The following is a 15,260-nucleotide window of genomic DNA, read 5'->3' as shown; positions in this document are numbered from 1 at the left end:
GGAGGCGTATAAGGCTCCCCCCTCATATGCTCGGGCGGCTCCGGTGGCCCGAGGCGCAAATATCCCCAACGCGTGTAGGCGTTGGCCGCTGCGACCGATCGATGTCCGGCTGCCGGGAAGTGAATGCAGTCGCTTTCCCCCTTTCAGACACATCACTTTCACGTTCGACGATCCGCGACGGGACGTCGCTGTCCAACCGTTTTGGCGCATAAAATGGGGTATCACATGCGTTTCACCATCAAACTCAAATTGGGTCTCGCTTTCGGGATCATGACGCTGCTGCTGATCGGCATTGCAGTCTATGGAAGCTTCAGTCTCGGCACCTTGAATGAGGCGAGCGGAAACATGATCGACGGCCCGGTGCGGCGGCTGGAACTGGCGTTGAACGCCAATATTGCCGAAGTCAATGCCATCCGCGCCCAGAAGAACGCGCTGCTTTCCACCGATGCCGAGGCTGCGGCCGGCTTCTACAAGGACGCGGACCAGAATCTGCAGGTGATGTTCGACGCTGTCGACGCCGGCCTTGCTATCGCCTCAGCGGAGGGCAAGCCCCATTGGGAGAAACTGCGCACCATCGGCGAAAAATTCCGTGAAAAATCGGCCCAGCTGCAGCAACTGGACGCCAGGGGTGACAAAGCGGGTGCGCTTGCCCTTTCGCTCGGTGACCTCAGAGCGATGACTGTCGACATGGGTGACGCGATTGCCGCGCTGACGGAAATCCAGCGCAAAGGCATGAAGGCGACCGATCAATCGAACACCGAGCTTTATAATTCGACCAAGCTCATTCTTACGGCCGCATCCGGCATAGCCGTCCTCATAGCTCTTGGTGCCGCCTTGTGGATCACGCTCGGCATCAATAACGGCCTCCGGAAGATCACCATGGTGGCCAACGCAGTCGCGACCGGCGACCTCAACCAGACCGTCAATGTCAGGACCAATGACGAGATCAAGGATCTCATCAATACGGTCAATACTATGACCGCCAATTTGCGTGCCACGGCGGCGCTTGCCGATCAGATCGCTATGGGTGATCTGACCACCGATGCCAAGCCGCTCTCGGACAAGGACACGCTCGCGATTGCGATGCAAAGCATGATTGCCAACCTCAGGACCACCGCGGGCATCGCCAACCAGATCGCAAATGGCGACCTCACCGTGTCTCCGAAGCCGCTCTCCGACAAGGATGCGCTGGGTCTTGCCCTGGAACAGATGGTCGAACGGCTGCGCGGTGTCGTTGCCGACGCGATCTCGGCCGCTGAGAACGTCTCGTCCGGTAGCCAGGAGCTGTCGGCAAGTTCCGAGCAGGTCTCGCAGGGGGCTACGGAACAGGCCGCTTCCGCCGAAGAGGCTTCCGCCTCGATGGAGGAAATGGCCGCCAACATCAAGCAGAATGCCGACAATGCCGCGCAGACGGAAAAGATCGCGCGTCAATCCGCCAAGGATGCGGAAGCCAGCGGCGAAGCCGTCTCCCGCGCGGTCGATGCCATGCGCACGATCGCCCAGAAGATCGGTATCGTCCAGGAAATCGCCCGGCAGACCGACCTCTTGGCTCTCAACGCTGCCGTCGAAGCCGCTCGTGCGGGTGAACACGGCAAGGGTTTTGCCGTTGTCGCCTCGGAAGTGCGCAAGCTTGCGGAGCGCAGCCAGTCAGCCGCTGCCGAAATCAGCTCGATGTCGAGCGATACCGTGACGGCCGCCCAAGAAGCCGGCGAGATGCTCGGCCGGCTGGTGCCCGACATTCGCAAGACGGCGGAGCTGGTTTCCGAGATCAGCGCCGCCTGCCGCGAACAGGATATTGGTGCGGCCCAGATCAACGAAGCGATCCAGCAACTCGACAAGGTGACGCAGCAGAATGCCGGCGCCTCGGAGCAGATGTCGGCAACTTCCGAGGAGCTCGCCTCCCAGGCGGAAGAGCTGCAGACGTCGATCGCCTTCTTCAAGGTCGACATGGCGGGTGGGCGCCGCGATCGCACACCGGCGGCCAAGATGGCGGTGCGCAGCCCAGCTCCTGCCGCCAACAAGCCGGCGGCAAAGAAGCCGGCCGCCAACAGCGTTGTCGGCCAGCAGGCACGCGTGAAGGGCTTTGCCCTCGACATGTCGATGGGCGGCCCTGACGCCGGCGACGACGATTTCAGGGAGAGCGCATGATGCTTCCCTGGGAATAGTGCATGACGTTCCCCGGGGATGGCGTGCTTTCCCTCGCAACTGTCGTGGGCCAGCCAGCACGGCCCGCGACGCATAACTCCGCCGTCCGAGGGCGGTGGCACGCCAATTCTTTCTACCTGCTTTCGCCTGCCGGAATTTCTTTGCTGCATGACGCCGCGCGCCCGGTCCACATTGTTGCTTCGCTCTCAGAGAGGGATGTTGAGATGCGTATTACGATCAAACTTAAACTCGCCGCCGCATTCGGTTTCGTCATACTCTTGTTGGTGGGGAGCGCGATTTATGGAATCATCAGCCTCGGCTCGCTGAACGACGCTGTCGGCAGCCTCATCTCCGGTCCTGCAAAAAGCCTGGAGCTGGCTCTGGAAGCCCAGACGGCCGAACTCAATGCTGTTCGCTGGCAGAAGAACGCCCTTCTGGAGATGAATCCTGAAACGGTGATCAGGGACTATCAGAACTCGGCGAAGAGCACGGATGAGATGCTTGCCTTCGCGAAAAGCGGCCAACAGCTCGCAACCGCGGAGGGCAAGCCCACCTGGGACAGGCTGATCGACCTGGCCAAACGCTTCAGTGAAGGGTCCGCTAAAGTCGCCGCCATCCAGGAAAGTGGTGACAGGGCAGGGGCCACCGCACTTTCGTCAGGAGAGGTTCGTGCTGTCGTCGTGGAACTGGAAGAAGTGTTCGACACGCTCGTCGCGCTGCAGCAGAAGGCCATGACGCAGGCCGATAACGACACCGACGTCCTCTATAGCACCACCAAGAACATGCTGATCGGCATCGCACTCGGCGCATCCGTCATCGCCTTCGCGGCTGCATTGTGGATCGCCCTCGGCGTCAACCGCGGCCTGAGCAAGATCATGAACCTTGCCAATGCCGTCGCCGCCGGCGACCTGAACCAGAAGGTGGAGATGAAGGGCAATGACGAGATCAGGGATCTCGTGGATACAATCAACCTCATGACCGATAATCTTCGAGCCACCGCCGACATTGCTATGCAAATCGCCGGCGGCGACCTGATGGTGTCGCCGAAGCCGCTTTCGGAGAAGGATACGCTTGGTATCGCGCTGGAACAGATGGTCGAACGGCTTCGCGGCGTCGTTGCCGATGCGATCTCGGCCGCTGAGAACGTCTCGTCCGGCAGCCAGGAGCTATCGGCAAGTTCCGAGCAGGTTTCGCAGGGCGCCTCGGAGCAGGCGGCCTCGGCCGAAGAGGCCTCTGCCTCGATGGAAGAAATGGCCGCCAACATCAAGCAGAACGCAGACAATGCTGCCCAGACCGAGAAGATCGCTCGCCAGTCGGCCAGGGATGCCGAAGCCAGCGGTGACGCAGTAAGGCGCGCCGTGCAGGCGATGCGGACCATCGCCGAGAAGATCGGCATCGTTCAAGAGATCGCCCGCCAGACCGATCTCCTGGCTCTTAACGCTGCTGTCGAAGCAGCTCGTGCGGGCGAACATGGCAAGGGCTTTGCGGTCGTGGCCTCCGAGGTGCGCAAGCTTGCCGAACGCAGCCAATCGGCCGCCGCCGAAATCAGCGCCATGTCGAGCGATACCGTAACGGCGGCTCAGGACGCCGGCGACATGCTCGGGCGCCTGGTTCCCGACATTCGCAAGACGGCCGAACTGGTCTCCGAAATCAGCGCGGCCTGCCGCGAGCAGGATATCGGTGCGGCGCAGATCAACGAAGCGATCCAGCAGCTGGACAAGGTTACGCAGCAGAATGCCGGCGCCTCCGAAGAAATGTCGGCAACTTCCGAGGAGCTCGCCGCCCAGGCGGAAGAGCTGCAGGCTTCGATTGCCTTCTTCAAGGTCGATATGACCGGCAGTGGCAAGGCGGCGACCGGTCGCCATGGACGCGCTGCTGCCGTCAAGATGACGGCGCGCAGCCCGGCTGCGGCCGCGATGCGCAAGCCTGCCGGCAAGGCGGCCGCAGCCAACAGCATCGCAGGCCAGCAGGCCCGCGCGAAGGGCTTTGCCCTCGATATGTCGATGGGCGGTCCCGATGACGGAGACGCCGAATTCAAGGAAAGCGCATGATCATGGCCCCTACATCTCTGGAAGCGCAATTCGTGACCTTCAGCCTCGGCGAGGAGATTTTCGCCGTGCCGGTTGAGGTTGTACGGGAAATTCTCGACCATGCGGAAGCTTTCAAGATTCCGAATGGTCCCGACTATCTGCTCGGCCTGCGCGACGTGCGCGGGCAAGGTGTGCCGACGATCGATCTCCGATTGAAGCTCGGCATGACGAAGACCGTGCCGACGCCGCATACGCGGGTGCTCGTCCTCGACGTGCCGATGGAAAGCCGGCTGCTGACGCTGGGCCTCGTCGCCGACCGAGTCTTTGAGGTCACGCCCTTTCGGCGTGACCAGATCGAGGCAGCGCCCGACATCGGCGTGCGTTGGCGCTCGGACTATATTGCAGGTGTCGTTCGCCGGGAAAACGGCTTCGTCGTCATCATCGATCTCGCGCGGCTTTTGTCGCGCGAGGACGCCTCGGCTTTGCAATCGGCCGCCTGATCCTGCATTAACGGAGTACTGCGTCCCATGAGTGTGGCAGCAATGGCGGAGACCCATTTGCCGGGCGACCGGATCAGCAAGCGCAATTTCGATAAGCTTGCCCGGTTCATCTACGACTATAGCGGCATCAAGATGCCGCCGACCAAGCTGACGATGCTTGAAGGGCGGCTGCGGCGCCGCCTTCGTGCGACCAATCATTCGACCTTCGACGATTATTGCGACTTCCTGTTTGATCACGACGGGCTTGCCCAGGAAACCGTTTACCTGATCGACGTGGTGACGACCAACAAGACCGACTTCTTCCGCGAAGCCAAGCACTTCGATTACCTGCAGAGCGTGGCGCTGCCGGCGATCACCAATAGCGGCGTTCGCACCATCCGCACCTGGAGCTCGGCCTGCTCTACGGGCGCCGAACCCTATACAATGGCAATGGTGCTGGCGGAATTCGCGGAAGGTCGCAAGGATGTTTCCTATAGCGTGCTTGCCACCGATCTTTCTACCGACGTGCTGCAGACGGCGCGCCGGGGCATCTACCCGGAAGACCTGATTGCGCCCGTGCCGCGCGACCTGCAGCGCAAGTATGTGCTGGTCGCCAAGCATCCGGACCGCAAGGAGGTGCGCATAAGCCCGAAGCTGCGCAGCAGGGTGGGGTTTGCACGGATGAATCTGATGGACGACAAATATCCGGTTGGCGACTTGATGAACATCATTTTCTGCCGCAACGTGCTGATCTACTTCGACAAGCAGACCCAGGCGGGCGTTCTCGACCGCCTCTGCAATTGCCTGGCGAAGGGCGGCTACATGTTCATCGGTCACTCCGAGTCGATCACCGGTTTTGACCTGCCGCTGAAACAGGTTTCGAACACGGTGTTTCAGCGTATCTAGAGGCGTTTATGCGCAAGAAAATCCGCGTTCTCATCATCGATGATTCTGCCAGCGTCCGGCAGACGCTGGCCCATGTGCTGGAGCAGGATCCCGATATCGAGATCATGGCGGTGGCGTCCGATCCCTTCGTGGCGGCGCGCAGGCTGCTGGACGAGATTCCCGATGTCATCACGCTCGACGTGGAGATGCCGCGCATGGACGGCATCACCTTCCTGCGCAAGCTGATGGCGCAGCGGCCGATCCCGGTCGTGATGTGCTCGTCGCTGACGGAGGCGGGTTCGGAAACGCTGATTCAGGCTTTGGAAGCGGGGGCCGTCGACGTCATTCTGAAATCGAAGATCGGCGCCGCCGACAGCCTTGCCGATGACGCCATGCGCATTCGCGAAGTCGTCAAGAGCGCCTCGCAGGCGCGGCTTTCCACCGTGCGCCGCGCCGCGGGAACCATTCGTTCCGCTTCCGCCGAGGGGCCGGCGAAGAAGCTGACGGCGGATGCCATGCTGCCGCCGCCGACGGGGCGGGCGATGGCGAAGACGACGGAGATGGTCGTCTGCGTCGGCGCCTCCACCGGCGGCACTGAGGCGCTGCGCGAATTTCTGGAGGAACTGCCTGCCAATGCGCCGGGCATGGTGATCGTCCAGCATATGCCAGAGAAATTCACCGCCGCCTTCGCCAAACGCCTGAACGGACTCTGCGAGGTCGAGGTCAAGGAAGCCGTCGACGGTGATCCGGTGCTGCGCGGCCATGTGCTGATCGCGCCTGGTGACAAGCACATGCTGCTCGAACGCCAGGGTGCGCGCTATCATGTGAGCGTGAAGACCGGGCCGCTGGTTTCCCGCCACCGGCCTTCCGTCGATGTGCTCTTCCGTTCGGCGGCGCGTTCGGCCGGCTCGAACGCCATGGGGATCATTATGACGGGCATGGGCGACGACGGTGCGCGCGGCATGCTGGAGATGCATGAAGCCGGCGCCTACACGGTGGCGCAGGACGAGGCGAGTTCGGTTGTCTTCGGCATGCCGAAAGAGGCGATTGCCAGAGGCGGGGTCGACCGCATTCTGCCACTCGATCAGATCGCCCGCGAAGTCCTGATAACGCAGCAGAAGTTCTGAGGCCGCTTCCAGTTGCGATGGCAAATGAGGCCGGCGCTTTTCAGGCCTGCGGGCAGCCATGAGGCTTCCTCTTGAAATTTCCGCGATTTTGTGGTCTTGAGGCCGCCAATCTTTGCAGCGCTGCCTGTCATGCATGTTCAGGGACATTTCCCGCCCCTGGCAGCGCGCGTCCCGTATCAGTCCCAAGGAAATGCGCCGATGGCCCGTTCAGCTCTTCTCAATGTCATGGTTCAGGCTGCTCTCAAGGCAGGAAAATCGCTGGGGCGTGATTTCGGCGAAGTGCAGAACCTGCAGGTTTCAGTGAAGGGACCGGCCGATTTCGTTTCCGCCGCCGACCGCAAGGCCGAGAAGATCGTCAGGGAAGAACTGATGAAGGCGCGTCCGACCTATGGCTTTCTTGGCGAGGAAAGCGAAGAAATCAAAGGCACCGACGGCGCGCATCGCTGGATCGTCGACCCGCTCGACGGCACGACGAACTTCCTGCACGGCATCCCTGCCTTCTCTGTCTCGATCGCGCTCGAACGCAATGGCGAGATCGTTGCCGCCGTCGTCTTCAATCCGGCGACCGACGAACTTTATACCGCCGAGCGCGGCGGCGGCGCCTTCCTCAATGACCGGCGCCTGCGCGTCGCTGCGCGCCGCGTGCTGTCGGATTGCGTCCTCGGCTGCGGTGTGCCCGCGCTTGGCAAGCGCAATCACGGCAAGTTCCTTATCGAACTGCGCCACGTGATGGGCGAAGTGGCCGGCATCCGCCGCCTGGGCGCGCCGACCCTTGATCTCGCCCATGTCGCCGCCGGACGTTTCGACGGCTTCTGGGAGGCGGAGCTTGCGCCCTGGGACATGGCGGCCGGTATCCTGCTGATCCGTGAAGCCGGTGGCTTCGCCACCGATTGGGATGGCGGAACGGCCATTCTGGAGGGCGGTGCGATCATCGCCGGCAATGAACATATCCATAAGGCGCTGATCGAGGTCATCAAGCGGCCGATTCCCGCCAAGTGAGCGCATGAAAAACCGGCTGTTGTAAAGTCACGGTTTTCGCCCCGGCATACTTCAATTCGGCACAATGTTGCTCTAGTCTCCGCCAGCAATGAGTTCGGAGGCTGCTGAACCTATGGAAAATGTGAATGTGGCGGAGATCGGCTCCACCGAAAAGACGGCCGGCGGTTATACCTACAGGCTCTCGAGCCCCATGCCCTTCCTCTGGACGATGCTGCTTTTCCTCGTCATCGTCGGGTTCATTGCCGCGATCCTCTTTCGGCAGACGCAGACCGCCTTCATGCACAATCCGGGCCTCAACGGCCTGATCCTCGGCGTTCTCGCAGTCGGAATCGTTCTTGTTTTTAATCACGTTCTGGCGCTTCGCCCCGAAGTGCGCTGGTTCAATTCCTTCCGCGCTGCCGGCAGCGCGGATAAGGTCAACCGCAACCCGCGGCTGCTTGCGCCGATGCGGGCGCTGATCGGCAGCCGCAAGAGCTCGGTGGCGCTGTCGACGACCGCGCTGCGTTCGATTCTTGATTCGATCGCCACCCGCCTCGACGAATCGCGTGACGTTTCGCGCTACCTGATCGGCCTCTTGGTCTTCCTCGGCCTGCTCGGCACGTTCTGGGGTCTCATCGGCACGATCGGTTCGATCAGCGCCGTCATCCAGTCGCTCGATCCCGGCTCGAACGGCACGGGAGACGTGCTCTCGGCGTTGAAGGAGGGACTTTCCATGCCGCTTTCCGGCATGGGGCAGGCCTTCTCGTCGTCGCTGCTGGGCCTCTCCGGTTCGCTCATTCTCGGCTTCCTCGACCTTCAGGCCGGTCGCGCGCAGAATCGCTTCTATACGGAGCTGGAAAACTGGCTCTCCTCGGTCACCGATGTCGGCTCCGATCTTGCGCCGGCGCTCGACGCCGTTGCCGGGTCTTCCTCGGACGACATGCGCGCACTCTCCGAGTATCTGCGCAAAGTCTCCGAAGAAGGCGGCGTCGGCAACCAGCGCTCTGTCGCTGCCATGGCAAGCCTTGCCGAAGGCATTCAGGGTCTGGTCAAGAATATGCGCAACGAGCAGCAGATGCTGCGTGACTGGATCGAGGCACAGCAGGACGAGGCGAAAGCCATGCGCCGCACGCTCGACCGGCTGGCCGAGCGCATCGGCCTGCAGGAGCGGGGCGGCGAGCGGGCCGAGCGCCTGCGCGAGCGCACGAGCCATGCAGAAAAGAGCGAGGGCAAGTAAGCCATGGCACTTGCCCGCAACCGCCGCCGCGAACGCACGGTGGATTACTGGCCGGGCTTCGTCGATGCGTTGTCGACGCTGCTCATTTCGATCATGTTCCTGCTGACGGTCTTCGTCGTCGGGCAGTTCATCCTAAGCCGCGAAATCACCGGGCGTGACGAGGTGCTCAATCGCCTCAATAGCCAGATCAACGAGCTGACGCAGCTTCTGGCGCTCGAAAAGGGCAGCAACCAGGATCTCCAGGATGCGGTCGCCAATTTGCAGGCTTCGCTCGCGACGGCCGAAGGCGACCGCTCGCGGCTTCAGGCGCTGCTGAACGCCGGTTCGGGCGGCCAGGATGCGGCCCAGAAGCGGATCGGCGCGATGACGCAGGAGCTCGACGAGCAGAAGCAGGTGAGCGAACGGGCGCTGAGCCAGGTCGAACTCTTGAACCAGCAGATCGCCGCGCTCCGCAGCCAGATCGCCGCGGTCGAAGCGGCGCTGCAGGCATCCGAGGAGAAGGACCGGGTCTCGCAGACCAAGATCGCCGATCTTGGCAGCCGCCTCAACGTGGCGCTGGCGGCGCGCGTGCAGGAACTGAACCGTTACCGTTCAGACTTCTTCGGCCGGTTGCGTGAAATCCTGTCAGATCGCGAGAATATCCGCATCGTCGGCGACCGGTTCGTCTTCCAGTCGGAAGTGCTGTTTCCCTCGGGCGGCGCCGATCTCAATCCGGACGGGCAGACGGAGATGGCGAAGCTCGCCGCCGCTCTTCTCGATCTCGCCAAGGAAATTCCCCCGGAGATCAACTGGGTGCTGCGTGTCGACGGCCATACCGACAATGTGCCGCTCGCCGGGACCGGCCGCTATCGCGACAACTGGGAACTCTCCTCAGAGCGTGCGATTTCGGTCGTCAAATTCCTGATCGGCCAGGGCGTGCCGGCCGACCGGCTCGTTGCCGCGGGCTTCGGAGAGTTCCAGCCAATCGCGCCGGGCGATACGCCGGATGCGCGCGCCACCAACCGCCGTATCGAGCTGAAGCTGACCGAGAAATGATCAGCCTGGCGAGGCTTGGCGCACTTGCTCCAGCCGGCTGGCGAGGAAGTTGCGCACGGCGGGACTGTCGCTGAGACCAATCGCCGTCATATAGGCATCGGCCGCCGCGATATCGTCGCCGGCGTTCGCCAGAAGAAAGGCGCGAACGGCCCAGTAGGGCTGATAGGCCGCGACGTCACGCGGATCGAGTGTGTCGATTCGCTCTAGGCCGGCGGCCGCGCTCACCGCCCTGCCGATCACCGCTGCCTGGCCGACACGTGCGCCGAGCGTCGGCTTCATTGTCACGAGTGCGGCGTAGAGCGTCGTCAGCGCCTGCCAGTCGGTCGCTCCCGAAAACCGCCGCGCCGCATGCACGGACTGGATCGCTGCCTGGCATTGGAAGGGACCAAAACGGTCGAAACTTCCGGCCTTGCGCAGCAGCACATCCGCTTCCGTAATCATGATCGCATTCCAGGTCGCCGTATCCTGCTCGTCCAGCGGTACATATCGGCCGTTGCCGTCGCGCCGGGCGCTGCGGCGCGCTTCGCAATGAAGCATAAGGGAAAGGAGACCGATCGCTTCCGGTTCGTCGGGCAATACCGTGAGAAGCGCGCGGCCGAGCCAGATAGCCTCGCCGGCGAGCGAATGGCGCTCCTCCTCACCGTCGAGGCCGTCCCAGCCGAGACCGTACGCGGCGTAGATCGCTGAGAGGACGGCCGCGAGGCGCCCCGATAGAGCGGCGCCGGAGGGGACGGCGAAGGGAACGCCGGCTTCGCGGATCTTCACCTTGGCCCGCACCAGCCGCTGGCTCATCGCTTCCGGTGACACGACGAAGCTCCGGGCGATGGTTCTCGCCTCGATTCCGAGAACCGTCTGCAGCATCAGCGCCGTATGCACTGACCTGTCGATGACGGGATGGGTGCAGGCGAAAAGCAGCTTCAGCCGCTCATCGGGAAATACGGATTTTCCGGCCTCGTTCATGCGCTCCTCCGCTTCCTCGAAGGCAAGCGATATCGTCGCCTGTGCGTTGGCCTGGACGGTGCGGTGGCGGGCGGCCTGCATGAGGTTGCGGCGCGCGGCGACCATCAGCCAGGCTTCAGGATTATCGGGGACGCCGCGTTCCGGCCAGACGCGAAGGGCCGCGGCCAGGGCTTCCGACAACGCGTCTTCCGCTGCCGGCACGTCGCGCGAGCGGGCGGCGAGAAAGGCGATCAGCTTGCCGTAGGATTGACGCGCCACCTGTTCGGCGGCGCGTCCCGCATCGGGCGGCATTGCAGCCTCACATCTGCAGGCGCGGGCGCACTTCGACCGAGCCCTTATCGGAGATCGGGACGCGCGTTGCCCATTCGAGTGCGGTGTCGATATCGGGGACCTCGATCAGGTAAAAACCGCCGAGCTGTTCCTTGACCTCCGGATAGGGGCCGTCTTGAACGTCGTGATCCTCGCCCTTGCGCCGCACGATCGTGCCGGTCTCAGGGCTCGTCAACCCGGCGCCGGCGATCACGATTCCTGCCTGGCCGATCGCCTTGATGTAGGCCATCCAGCCGTCGCGATAGACGGGATCACCGCGCCGGGCGAAATCTTCGGGGGCTTCGCGAATGATGAGGGCATATTGCATGGCAAACTCCTGATTTCATTGTTGGCCTCGATCCAGGCGTCCGGATGCCGGAGAAGGATATCCCGAAAGCCGTGACGCCGGCGGAGCGGCTCAGCCGTTCCAAGACAATGAGGCGCGGCCAACAGTCATTTCGACACGGGTTTCAAAAAATATGCGAAAAGGTGAATGGCGCATAAACTCACAAGCAAACAGGCCGGGCTCGAAGGCGCCGGCTTTGCTCGCGGATGCGGAAAGGCAGAGCGGCGTTCAAGCCGCGGCTGCCGCCTTGATCAGGCCTCGGCCTTGGTCTGGTCTACGACGTCGGCGCCGGGCGAGTTCTTCTTAATGGAGTCGATGGCGTTCAGAGCCGACGCCTTCGCCTTGTAGCCTTCGGAACTGAACATGGTTTCGCCGTTCGATGCCTTGAATCGGAAACGGAATTCGCCTGATTTGTCCTTGTAGACTTCGAATTTATACATTGATGTCTCCCAAAACGCTGAATTCCAAACCATCAGCATGGCGAAGGCTAGACCAAAATGGTGAGTTTTTCCACCACCTTAATTAGAAATGAATTGCGCAGCGTCCAATTGCCGCCGCTTCCGTCGAACGCAAGCAAGGTGAGCGGCGGCCGCGGCCGGCGTCATTCCATCTGGATGTTCGCCCCCTTGACGACCGGTCCCCATTTGGCGAGCTCGGCCTTCACATGGGCAGCGAGTTCCTCCGGCGTCGAGCCGACGACGGTGGCGCTGAATTCCTTCATGCGTTCGCTAACCGCCGGGTCTTTGAGCGCCTTGTTGGCCGAGGCGTTGAGGCGCGCCACTACCTCGCTCGGCGTGTTGGCCGGGGCAAAAAGCGCGTTCCAGGTGTAGGTCTCGTAGCCCGGTATGCCCGACTCGGCGATCGTCGGAATGTCGGGGAAGGAGGGCGCGCGCTCGGCGGTCGTCACCGCCAGCGCCCTCAGCGTGCCCGCCTTGATGTGGCTGGAGGACGAGGGGAGGTTATCGAACATGATCGGCACTTGGTTGCCGATGACGTCGTTCAACGCCGGTCCGGCGCCCTTATAGGGGATGTGCTGCATGCTGACGCCGGCCATGCTCTTGAACAGTTCGCCGGAAAGATGCAGCGGCGTGCCATTGCCCGATGAGGCGTAGCTGTATTTTTCAGGTTCAGCCTTCAGCAGCGCGATCAATTCCGGCACTGTCTTTGCCGGCAGTTCCGGATTGACGACGAGCACGTTCGGCACGATGACGAGCAGCGAGACCGGCGCGAAATCCTTCTCAGGATCATAGGGTGTCGATTTGAGGATCAGCGGATTGAGCGCGTGGGTCGCGACGGTGCCCATCAGAATGGTGTGGCCGTCGGGCTCGGCGCGGGCGACATTGCCGGCGCCGAGATTGCCACCGGCGCCGGCAACGTTCTGGACGATCACCTGCTGGCCGAGATCTTCCGACATCTTCTGCGCGACGATGCGGGCGACGACATCGGTCGAGCCGCCGGCCGCGAAGGGCACGACCAAGGTGATCGCGCGATCGGGAAAATCCGCAGCGCCGGCGGACCCGCCGAGCACAAGAGCCGCGAGCACGCCGAAGCCGAGCGCAAGGCTCGTACGTCGCCTCATGTTGGAAAGCGCCATTCCTATCTCCTCCCAAGGATTTCAACAGCCATCCCCTACCCAGGGCATGAAGAGGGTAGGGCGGGAGACGCGAAAGACAACCGCAGGAGGGCGGCAGGATTTTCAGACTTTCGTCGCGGTCTGCAGGAAAAGTGCGCGCTCGGCTATTTCGCCGGGGCGAGCACGTCCTCGTTGGCGGCATCGAATTGCAGCCGTGCCAGCCGGGCGTAGATGCCACCCTGGCGGATCAGGCTTTGATGCGTGCCTTCCTCGATGACGCGGCCCTCGTCCATAACAAGAATCCGATCGGCTTTCAGCACGGTTGCCAGACGATGGGCGATGACGAGGGTCGTTCGGCCATCGACCAGCCCGTCGAGTGCCTTCTGCACCAGCGTCTCGCTTTCGGCGTCGAGGGCAGAGGTCGCCTCGTCGAGCAGCAGTACGGGCGCGTTCTTCAGGATGGCGCGGGCAATGGCGATGCGCTGCCGCTGGCCGCCCGAGAGGGTGACGCCGCGTTCGCCGACCTCGGTCTCATAGCCGCTTTCCAGCCGGGCGATGAACTCGTCGGCCTGGGCGGCAAGGGCTGCGGCGCGGACCTCCTCACGCGAGGCGCCGGGGCGGCCGAAGGCGATGTTGTCATGGATCGAAGCGGCAAAGATGGTGACGTCCTGCGGCACGATGGCAATGCGCTGGCGCAACTCGTCCGGTGTCGTCAGCCGGGCATCGACACCGTCGATCGTCACGCTGCCCTGCTGCGGATCGTAGAAGCGCAGCAGCAGCGAAAAGACGGTGCTCTTGCCGGCGCCGGAGGGGCCGACGATGGCGACGGTTTCGCCCGGTGCGATGGCAAAGTTCAAGCCATGCAGCGCCGATTTGCCTGGACGCGAGGGATAGGCGAAATGCACGTCGGAAAATTCGACGCGGCCGCGGCTGGGCGAGGGCAGGGCTTCGGGGCTGGCAGGGGCGGCGATCGGCGAGACCTCGTCAAGAAGCTCGGTCAGGCGGTCGGCGGCGCCGGCCGCCTGCGAGAGTTCGCCCCAGACCTCCGACAGTGCGCCAAGCGATCCGGCCGAAATGACGGCATAGAGCAGGAACTGACCGAGCGTGCCGGCCGAAAGCGTGCCGGCAAGCACACTGTGGGCGCCGACCCAGAGGACCGCGACGACGCTGCCGAAGATCAGCGTGATGGCGATGCCGGTCAACAGTGCGCGTGAGCGGATGGCGGCGCGGGCGGCTTCGTAGGCGGACTCGACGGCGCTGGCGTATCGCCTCGCCGCGGCATCCTCGCCGTTGAACGCCTGTACCGTACGAGTCGCGGCGATCGTCTCGTTGGCGAAGGCGGACGCTTCGGCAAGCGTATCCTGAGCGGCGCGAGAACGCCTGCGCACCGAGCGGCCGAAGGCGACGAGCGGGAAGACGATCAGCGGGATCGCACCGATGACGAGACTGGAAAGCTTCGGCGAGGTGACGATCATCATGCCCAGGGCGCCGAGACAGAGGATGAGGTTCCTGAGCGCCACAGAGGCGGTGGCGCCGACGGCGGACTTGATCTGCGTCGTATCGGCGGTCAGCCGCGAGACGATTTCGCCGGACTGGTTGACGTCGAAGAAGGAGGGCGACAGCCGCGTCACATGGGCAAAGACGTCGCGGCGAAGATCGGCGACGATGCGCTCGCCGATGGTGATGACGAAATAATAGCGCAGCGCGCTGGCGATCGCGAGCACGACGGCCATGACCATCAGCATGGCGAAGTAGCTGTTGATGAAGCTGCCGTCGGACTGGGTGAAGCCGTGGTCGATCATGCGGCGCACGGCGAGCGGCAGCGCCAGCGAGGTGATGGCAGCAAGCGCCAGTGAAATCAGCGCACCGGCCACCATGCCGCGATAGCGCATGACATAAGGCGTCAGCCGCCCAAGCGGACGCAGCGACCGCCTTTTGTTTTCCCCAGTTTGTGCCTGTTCTGCCAAATCGTCTCCGATCGCCTCAAGGACCCGCTAATGCGGCCTGTTGGCACTTGTTATCCCGGCGTCCTTCATGTATAGGCACGCCATCCTAATGGGAAGCCGTAGCCATCACGACTGCGGCTTCATTTATTCAATCGGTTCGGTGGCCGCAACTGCATGCGGCAAATTGAACTCGGGTATCGCAGGAAGATT

13 protein-coding genes are annotated in these 15,260 nt (G+C 63.0%); 8 read left to right on the top strand and 5 right to left on the bottom strand.

Translation table 11 applies throughout. The features are described from left to right. The first annotated feature begins 225 nt into the window (after positions 1 to 225). The 8 genes from RHE_RS17985 to RHE_RS17950 all read left to right on the top strand — a co-directional run bounded on the left by RHE_RS17985 (position 226) and on the right by RHE_RS17950 (position 9,916). The gene (locus RHE_RS17985; RefSeq protein ID WP_042118998.1) at positions 226 to 2,148 is read left to right on the top strand and encodes a HAMP domain-containing methyl-accepting chemotaxis protein; all 1,923 of its coding nucleotides are present in this window, start codon (positions 226 to 228) and stop codon (positions 2,146 to 2,148) included. 221 nt (positions 2,149 to 2,369) lie between these two features. Beyond that, a complete protein-coding gene (locus tag RHE_RS17980; RefSeq protein ID WP_042118997.1) occupies positions 2,370 to 4,196 on the top strand; it encodes a methyl-accepting chemotaxis protein in 1,827 nt (608 codons plus the stop codon). After that, positions 4,193 to 4,675 (top strand): chemotaxis protein CheW, encoded by a 483-nt coding sequence (locus RHE_RS17975; protein WP_187331698.1) that lies wholly within the window; start codon positions 4,193 to 4,195, stop codon positions 4,673 to 4,675. Before RHE_RS17980 ends, RHE_RS17975 begins: the two co-directional genes overlap by 4 nt. A gap of 27 nt (positions 4,676 to 4,702) precedes the next feature. Next, positions 4,703 to 5,560, top strand: coding sequence for a CheR family methyltransferase (locus tag RHE_RS17970; protein WP_011426737.1), 858 nt, complete (start codon positions 4,703 to 4,705; stop codon positions 5,558 to 5,560). A gap of 8 nt (positions 5,561 to 5,568) precedes the next feature. Continuing rightward, the gene (locus tag RHE_RS17965; protein WP_011426736.1) at positions 5,569 to 6,666 is read left to right on the top strand and encodes a protein-glutamate methylesterase/protein-glutamine glutaminase; all 1,098 of its coding nucleotides are present in this window, start codon (positions 5,569 to 5,571) and stop codon (positions 6,664 to 6,666) included. A 198-nt stretch (positions 6,667 to 6,864) separates the two neighbouring features. After that, the gene (locus tag RHE_RS17960; protein ID WP_011426735.1) at positions 6,865 to 7,665 is read left to right on the top strand and encodes an inositol monophosphatase family protein; all 801 of its coding nucleotides are present in this window, start codon (positions 6,865 to 6,867) and stop codon (positions 7,663 to 7,665) included. A gap of 112 nt (positions 7,666 to 7,777) precedes the next feature. Then, positions 7,778 to 8,881 carry a MotA/TolQ/ExbB proton channel family protein gene (locus tag RHE_RS17955; RefSeq protein ID WP_011426734.1) on the top strand — a complete coding sequence of 368 codons (1,104 nt, stop codon included), beginning with the start codon at positions 7,778 to 7,780 and terminating at the stop codon, positions 8,879 to 8,881. A 3-nt stretch (positions 8,882 to 8,884) separates the two neighbouring features. Next, complete coding sequence (locus RHE_RS17950) at positions 8,885 to 9,916, top strand: peptidoglycan -binding protein (protein ID WP_011426733.1); 1,032 nt, start codon at positions 8,885 to 8,887, stop codon at positions 9,914 to 9,916. Here RHE_RS17950 and RHE_RS17945 read toward each other — a convergent pair whose 3' ends face one another. The 5 genes from RHE_RS17945 to RHE_RS17925 form a co-directional block, all read right to left on the bottom strand. Beyond that, complete coding sequence (locus RHE_RS17945) at positions 9,917 to 11,167, bottom strand: RNA polymerase sigma factor (protein WP_011426732.1); 1,251 nt, start codon at positions 11,165 to 11,167, stop codon at positions 9,917 to 9,919. Positions 11,168 to 11,174: 7 nt separating this feature from the next. Beyond that, entirely contained in the window at positions 11,175 to 11,513 is a 339-nt protein-coding gene (locus tag RHE_RS17940; RefSeq protein WP_011426731.1) for a YciI family protein, read from the bottom strand. A 269-nt stretch (positions 11,514 to 11,782) separates the two neighbouring features. Further along, positions 11,783 to 11,971, bottom strand: coding sequence for a YegP family protein (locus tag RHE_RS17935; RefSeq protein WP_011426730.1), 189 nt, complete (start codon positions 11,969 to 11,971; stop codon positions 11,783 to 11,785). Between the two features lie 161 nt (positions 11,972 to 12,132). Beyond that, a complete protein-coding gene (locus RHE_RS17930; RefSeq protein ID WP_011426729.1) occupies positions 12,133 to 13,125 on the bottom strand; it encodes a Bug family tripartite tricarboxylate transporter substrate binding protein in 993 nt (330 codons plus the stop codon). Positions 13,126 to 13,268: 143 nt separating this feature from the next. Beyond that, on the bottom strand, positions 13,269 to 15,071 hold the full coding sequence (locus RHE_RS17925; RefSeq protein WP_042118995.1) for an ABC transporter transmembrane domain-containing protein: 1,803 nt from the start codon (positions 15,069 to 15,071) through the stop codon (positions 13,269 to 13,271). Positions 15,072 to 15,260 lie beyond the last annotated feature (189 nt).

Source organism: Rhizobium etli CFN 42, from assembly GCF_000092045.1.
GTDB lineage: Bacteria > Pseudomonadota > Alphaproteobacteria > Rhizobiales > Rhizobiaceae > Rhizobium > Rhizobium etli.
The sequence above is the reverse complement of the archived record's forward strand: the minus strand, read 5'-3'. Positions and strand labels throughout refer to the sequence as shown.

Coding starts and splice junctions, on each gene's coding strand:
- RHE_RS17980 (WP_042118997.1), top strand. CDS start 2,370: ATGCGTATTACGATCAAACTTAAACTCGCCGCCGCATTCGGTTTCGTC.
- RHE_RS17985 (WP_042118998.1), top strand. CDS start 226: ATGCGTTTCACCATCAAACTCAAATTGGGTCTCGCTTTCGGGATCATG.
- RHE_RS17955 (WP_011426734.1), top strand. CDS start 7,778: ATGGAAAATGTGAATGTGGCGGAGATCGGCTCCACCGAAAAGACGGCC.
- RHE_RS17950 (WP_011426733.1), top strand. CDS start 8,885: ATGGCACTTGCCCGCAACCGCCGCCGCGAACGCACGGTGGATTACTGG.
- RHE_RS17965 (WP_011426736.1), top strand. CDS start 5,569: ATGCGCAAGAAAATCCGCGTTCTCATCATCGATGATTCTGCCAGCGTC.
- RHE_RS17930 (WP_011426729.1), bottom strand. CDS start 13,125: ATGGCGCTTTCCAACATGAGGCGACGTACGAGCCTTGCGCTCGGCTTC.
- RHE_RS17940 (WP_011426731.1), bottom strand. CDS start 11,513: ATGCAATATGCCCTCATCATTCGCGAAGCCCCCGAAGATTTCGCCCGG.
- RHE_RS17960 (WP_011426735.1), top strand. CDS start 6,865: ATGGCCCGTTCAGCTCTTCTCAATGTCATGGTTCAGGCTGCTCTCAAG.
- RHE_RS17935 (WP_011426730.1), bottom strand. CDS start 11,971: ATGTATAAATTCGAAGTCTACAAGGACAAATCAGGCGAATTCCGTTTC.
- RHE_RS17975 (WP_187331698.1), top strand. CDS start 4,193: ATGATCATGGCCCCTACATCTCTGGAAGCGCAATTCGTGACCTTCAGC.
- RHE_RS17970 (WP_011426737.1), top strand. CDS start 4,703: ATGAGTGTGGCAGCAATGGCGGAGACCCATTTGCCGGGCGACCGGATC.
- RHE_RS17945 (WP_011426732.1), bottom strand. CDS start 11,167: ATGCCGCCCGATGCGGGACGCGCCGCCGAACAGGTGGCGCGTCAATCC.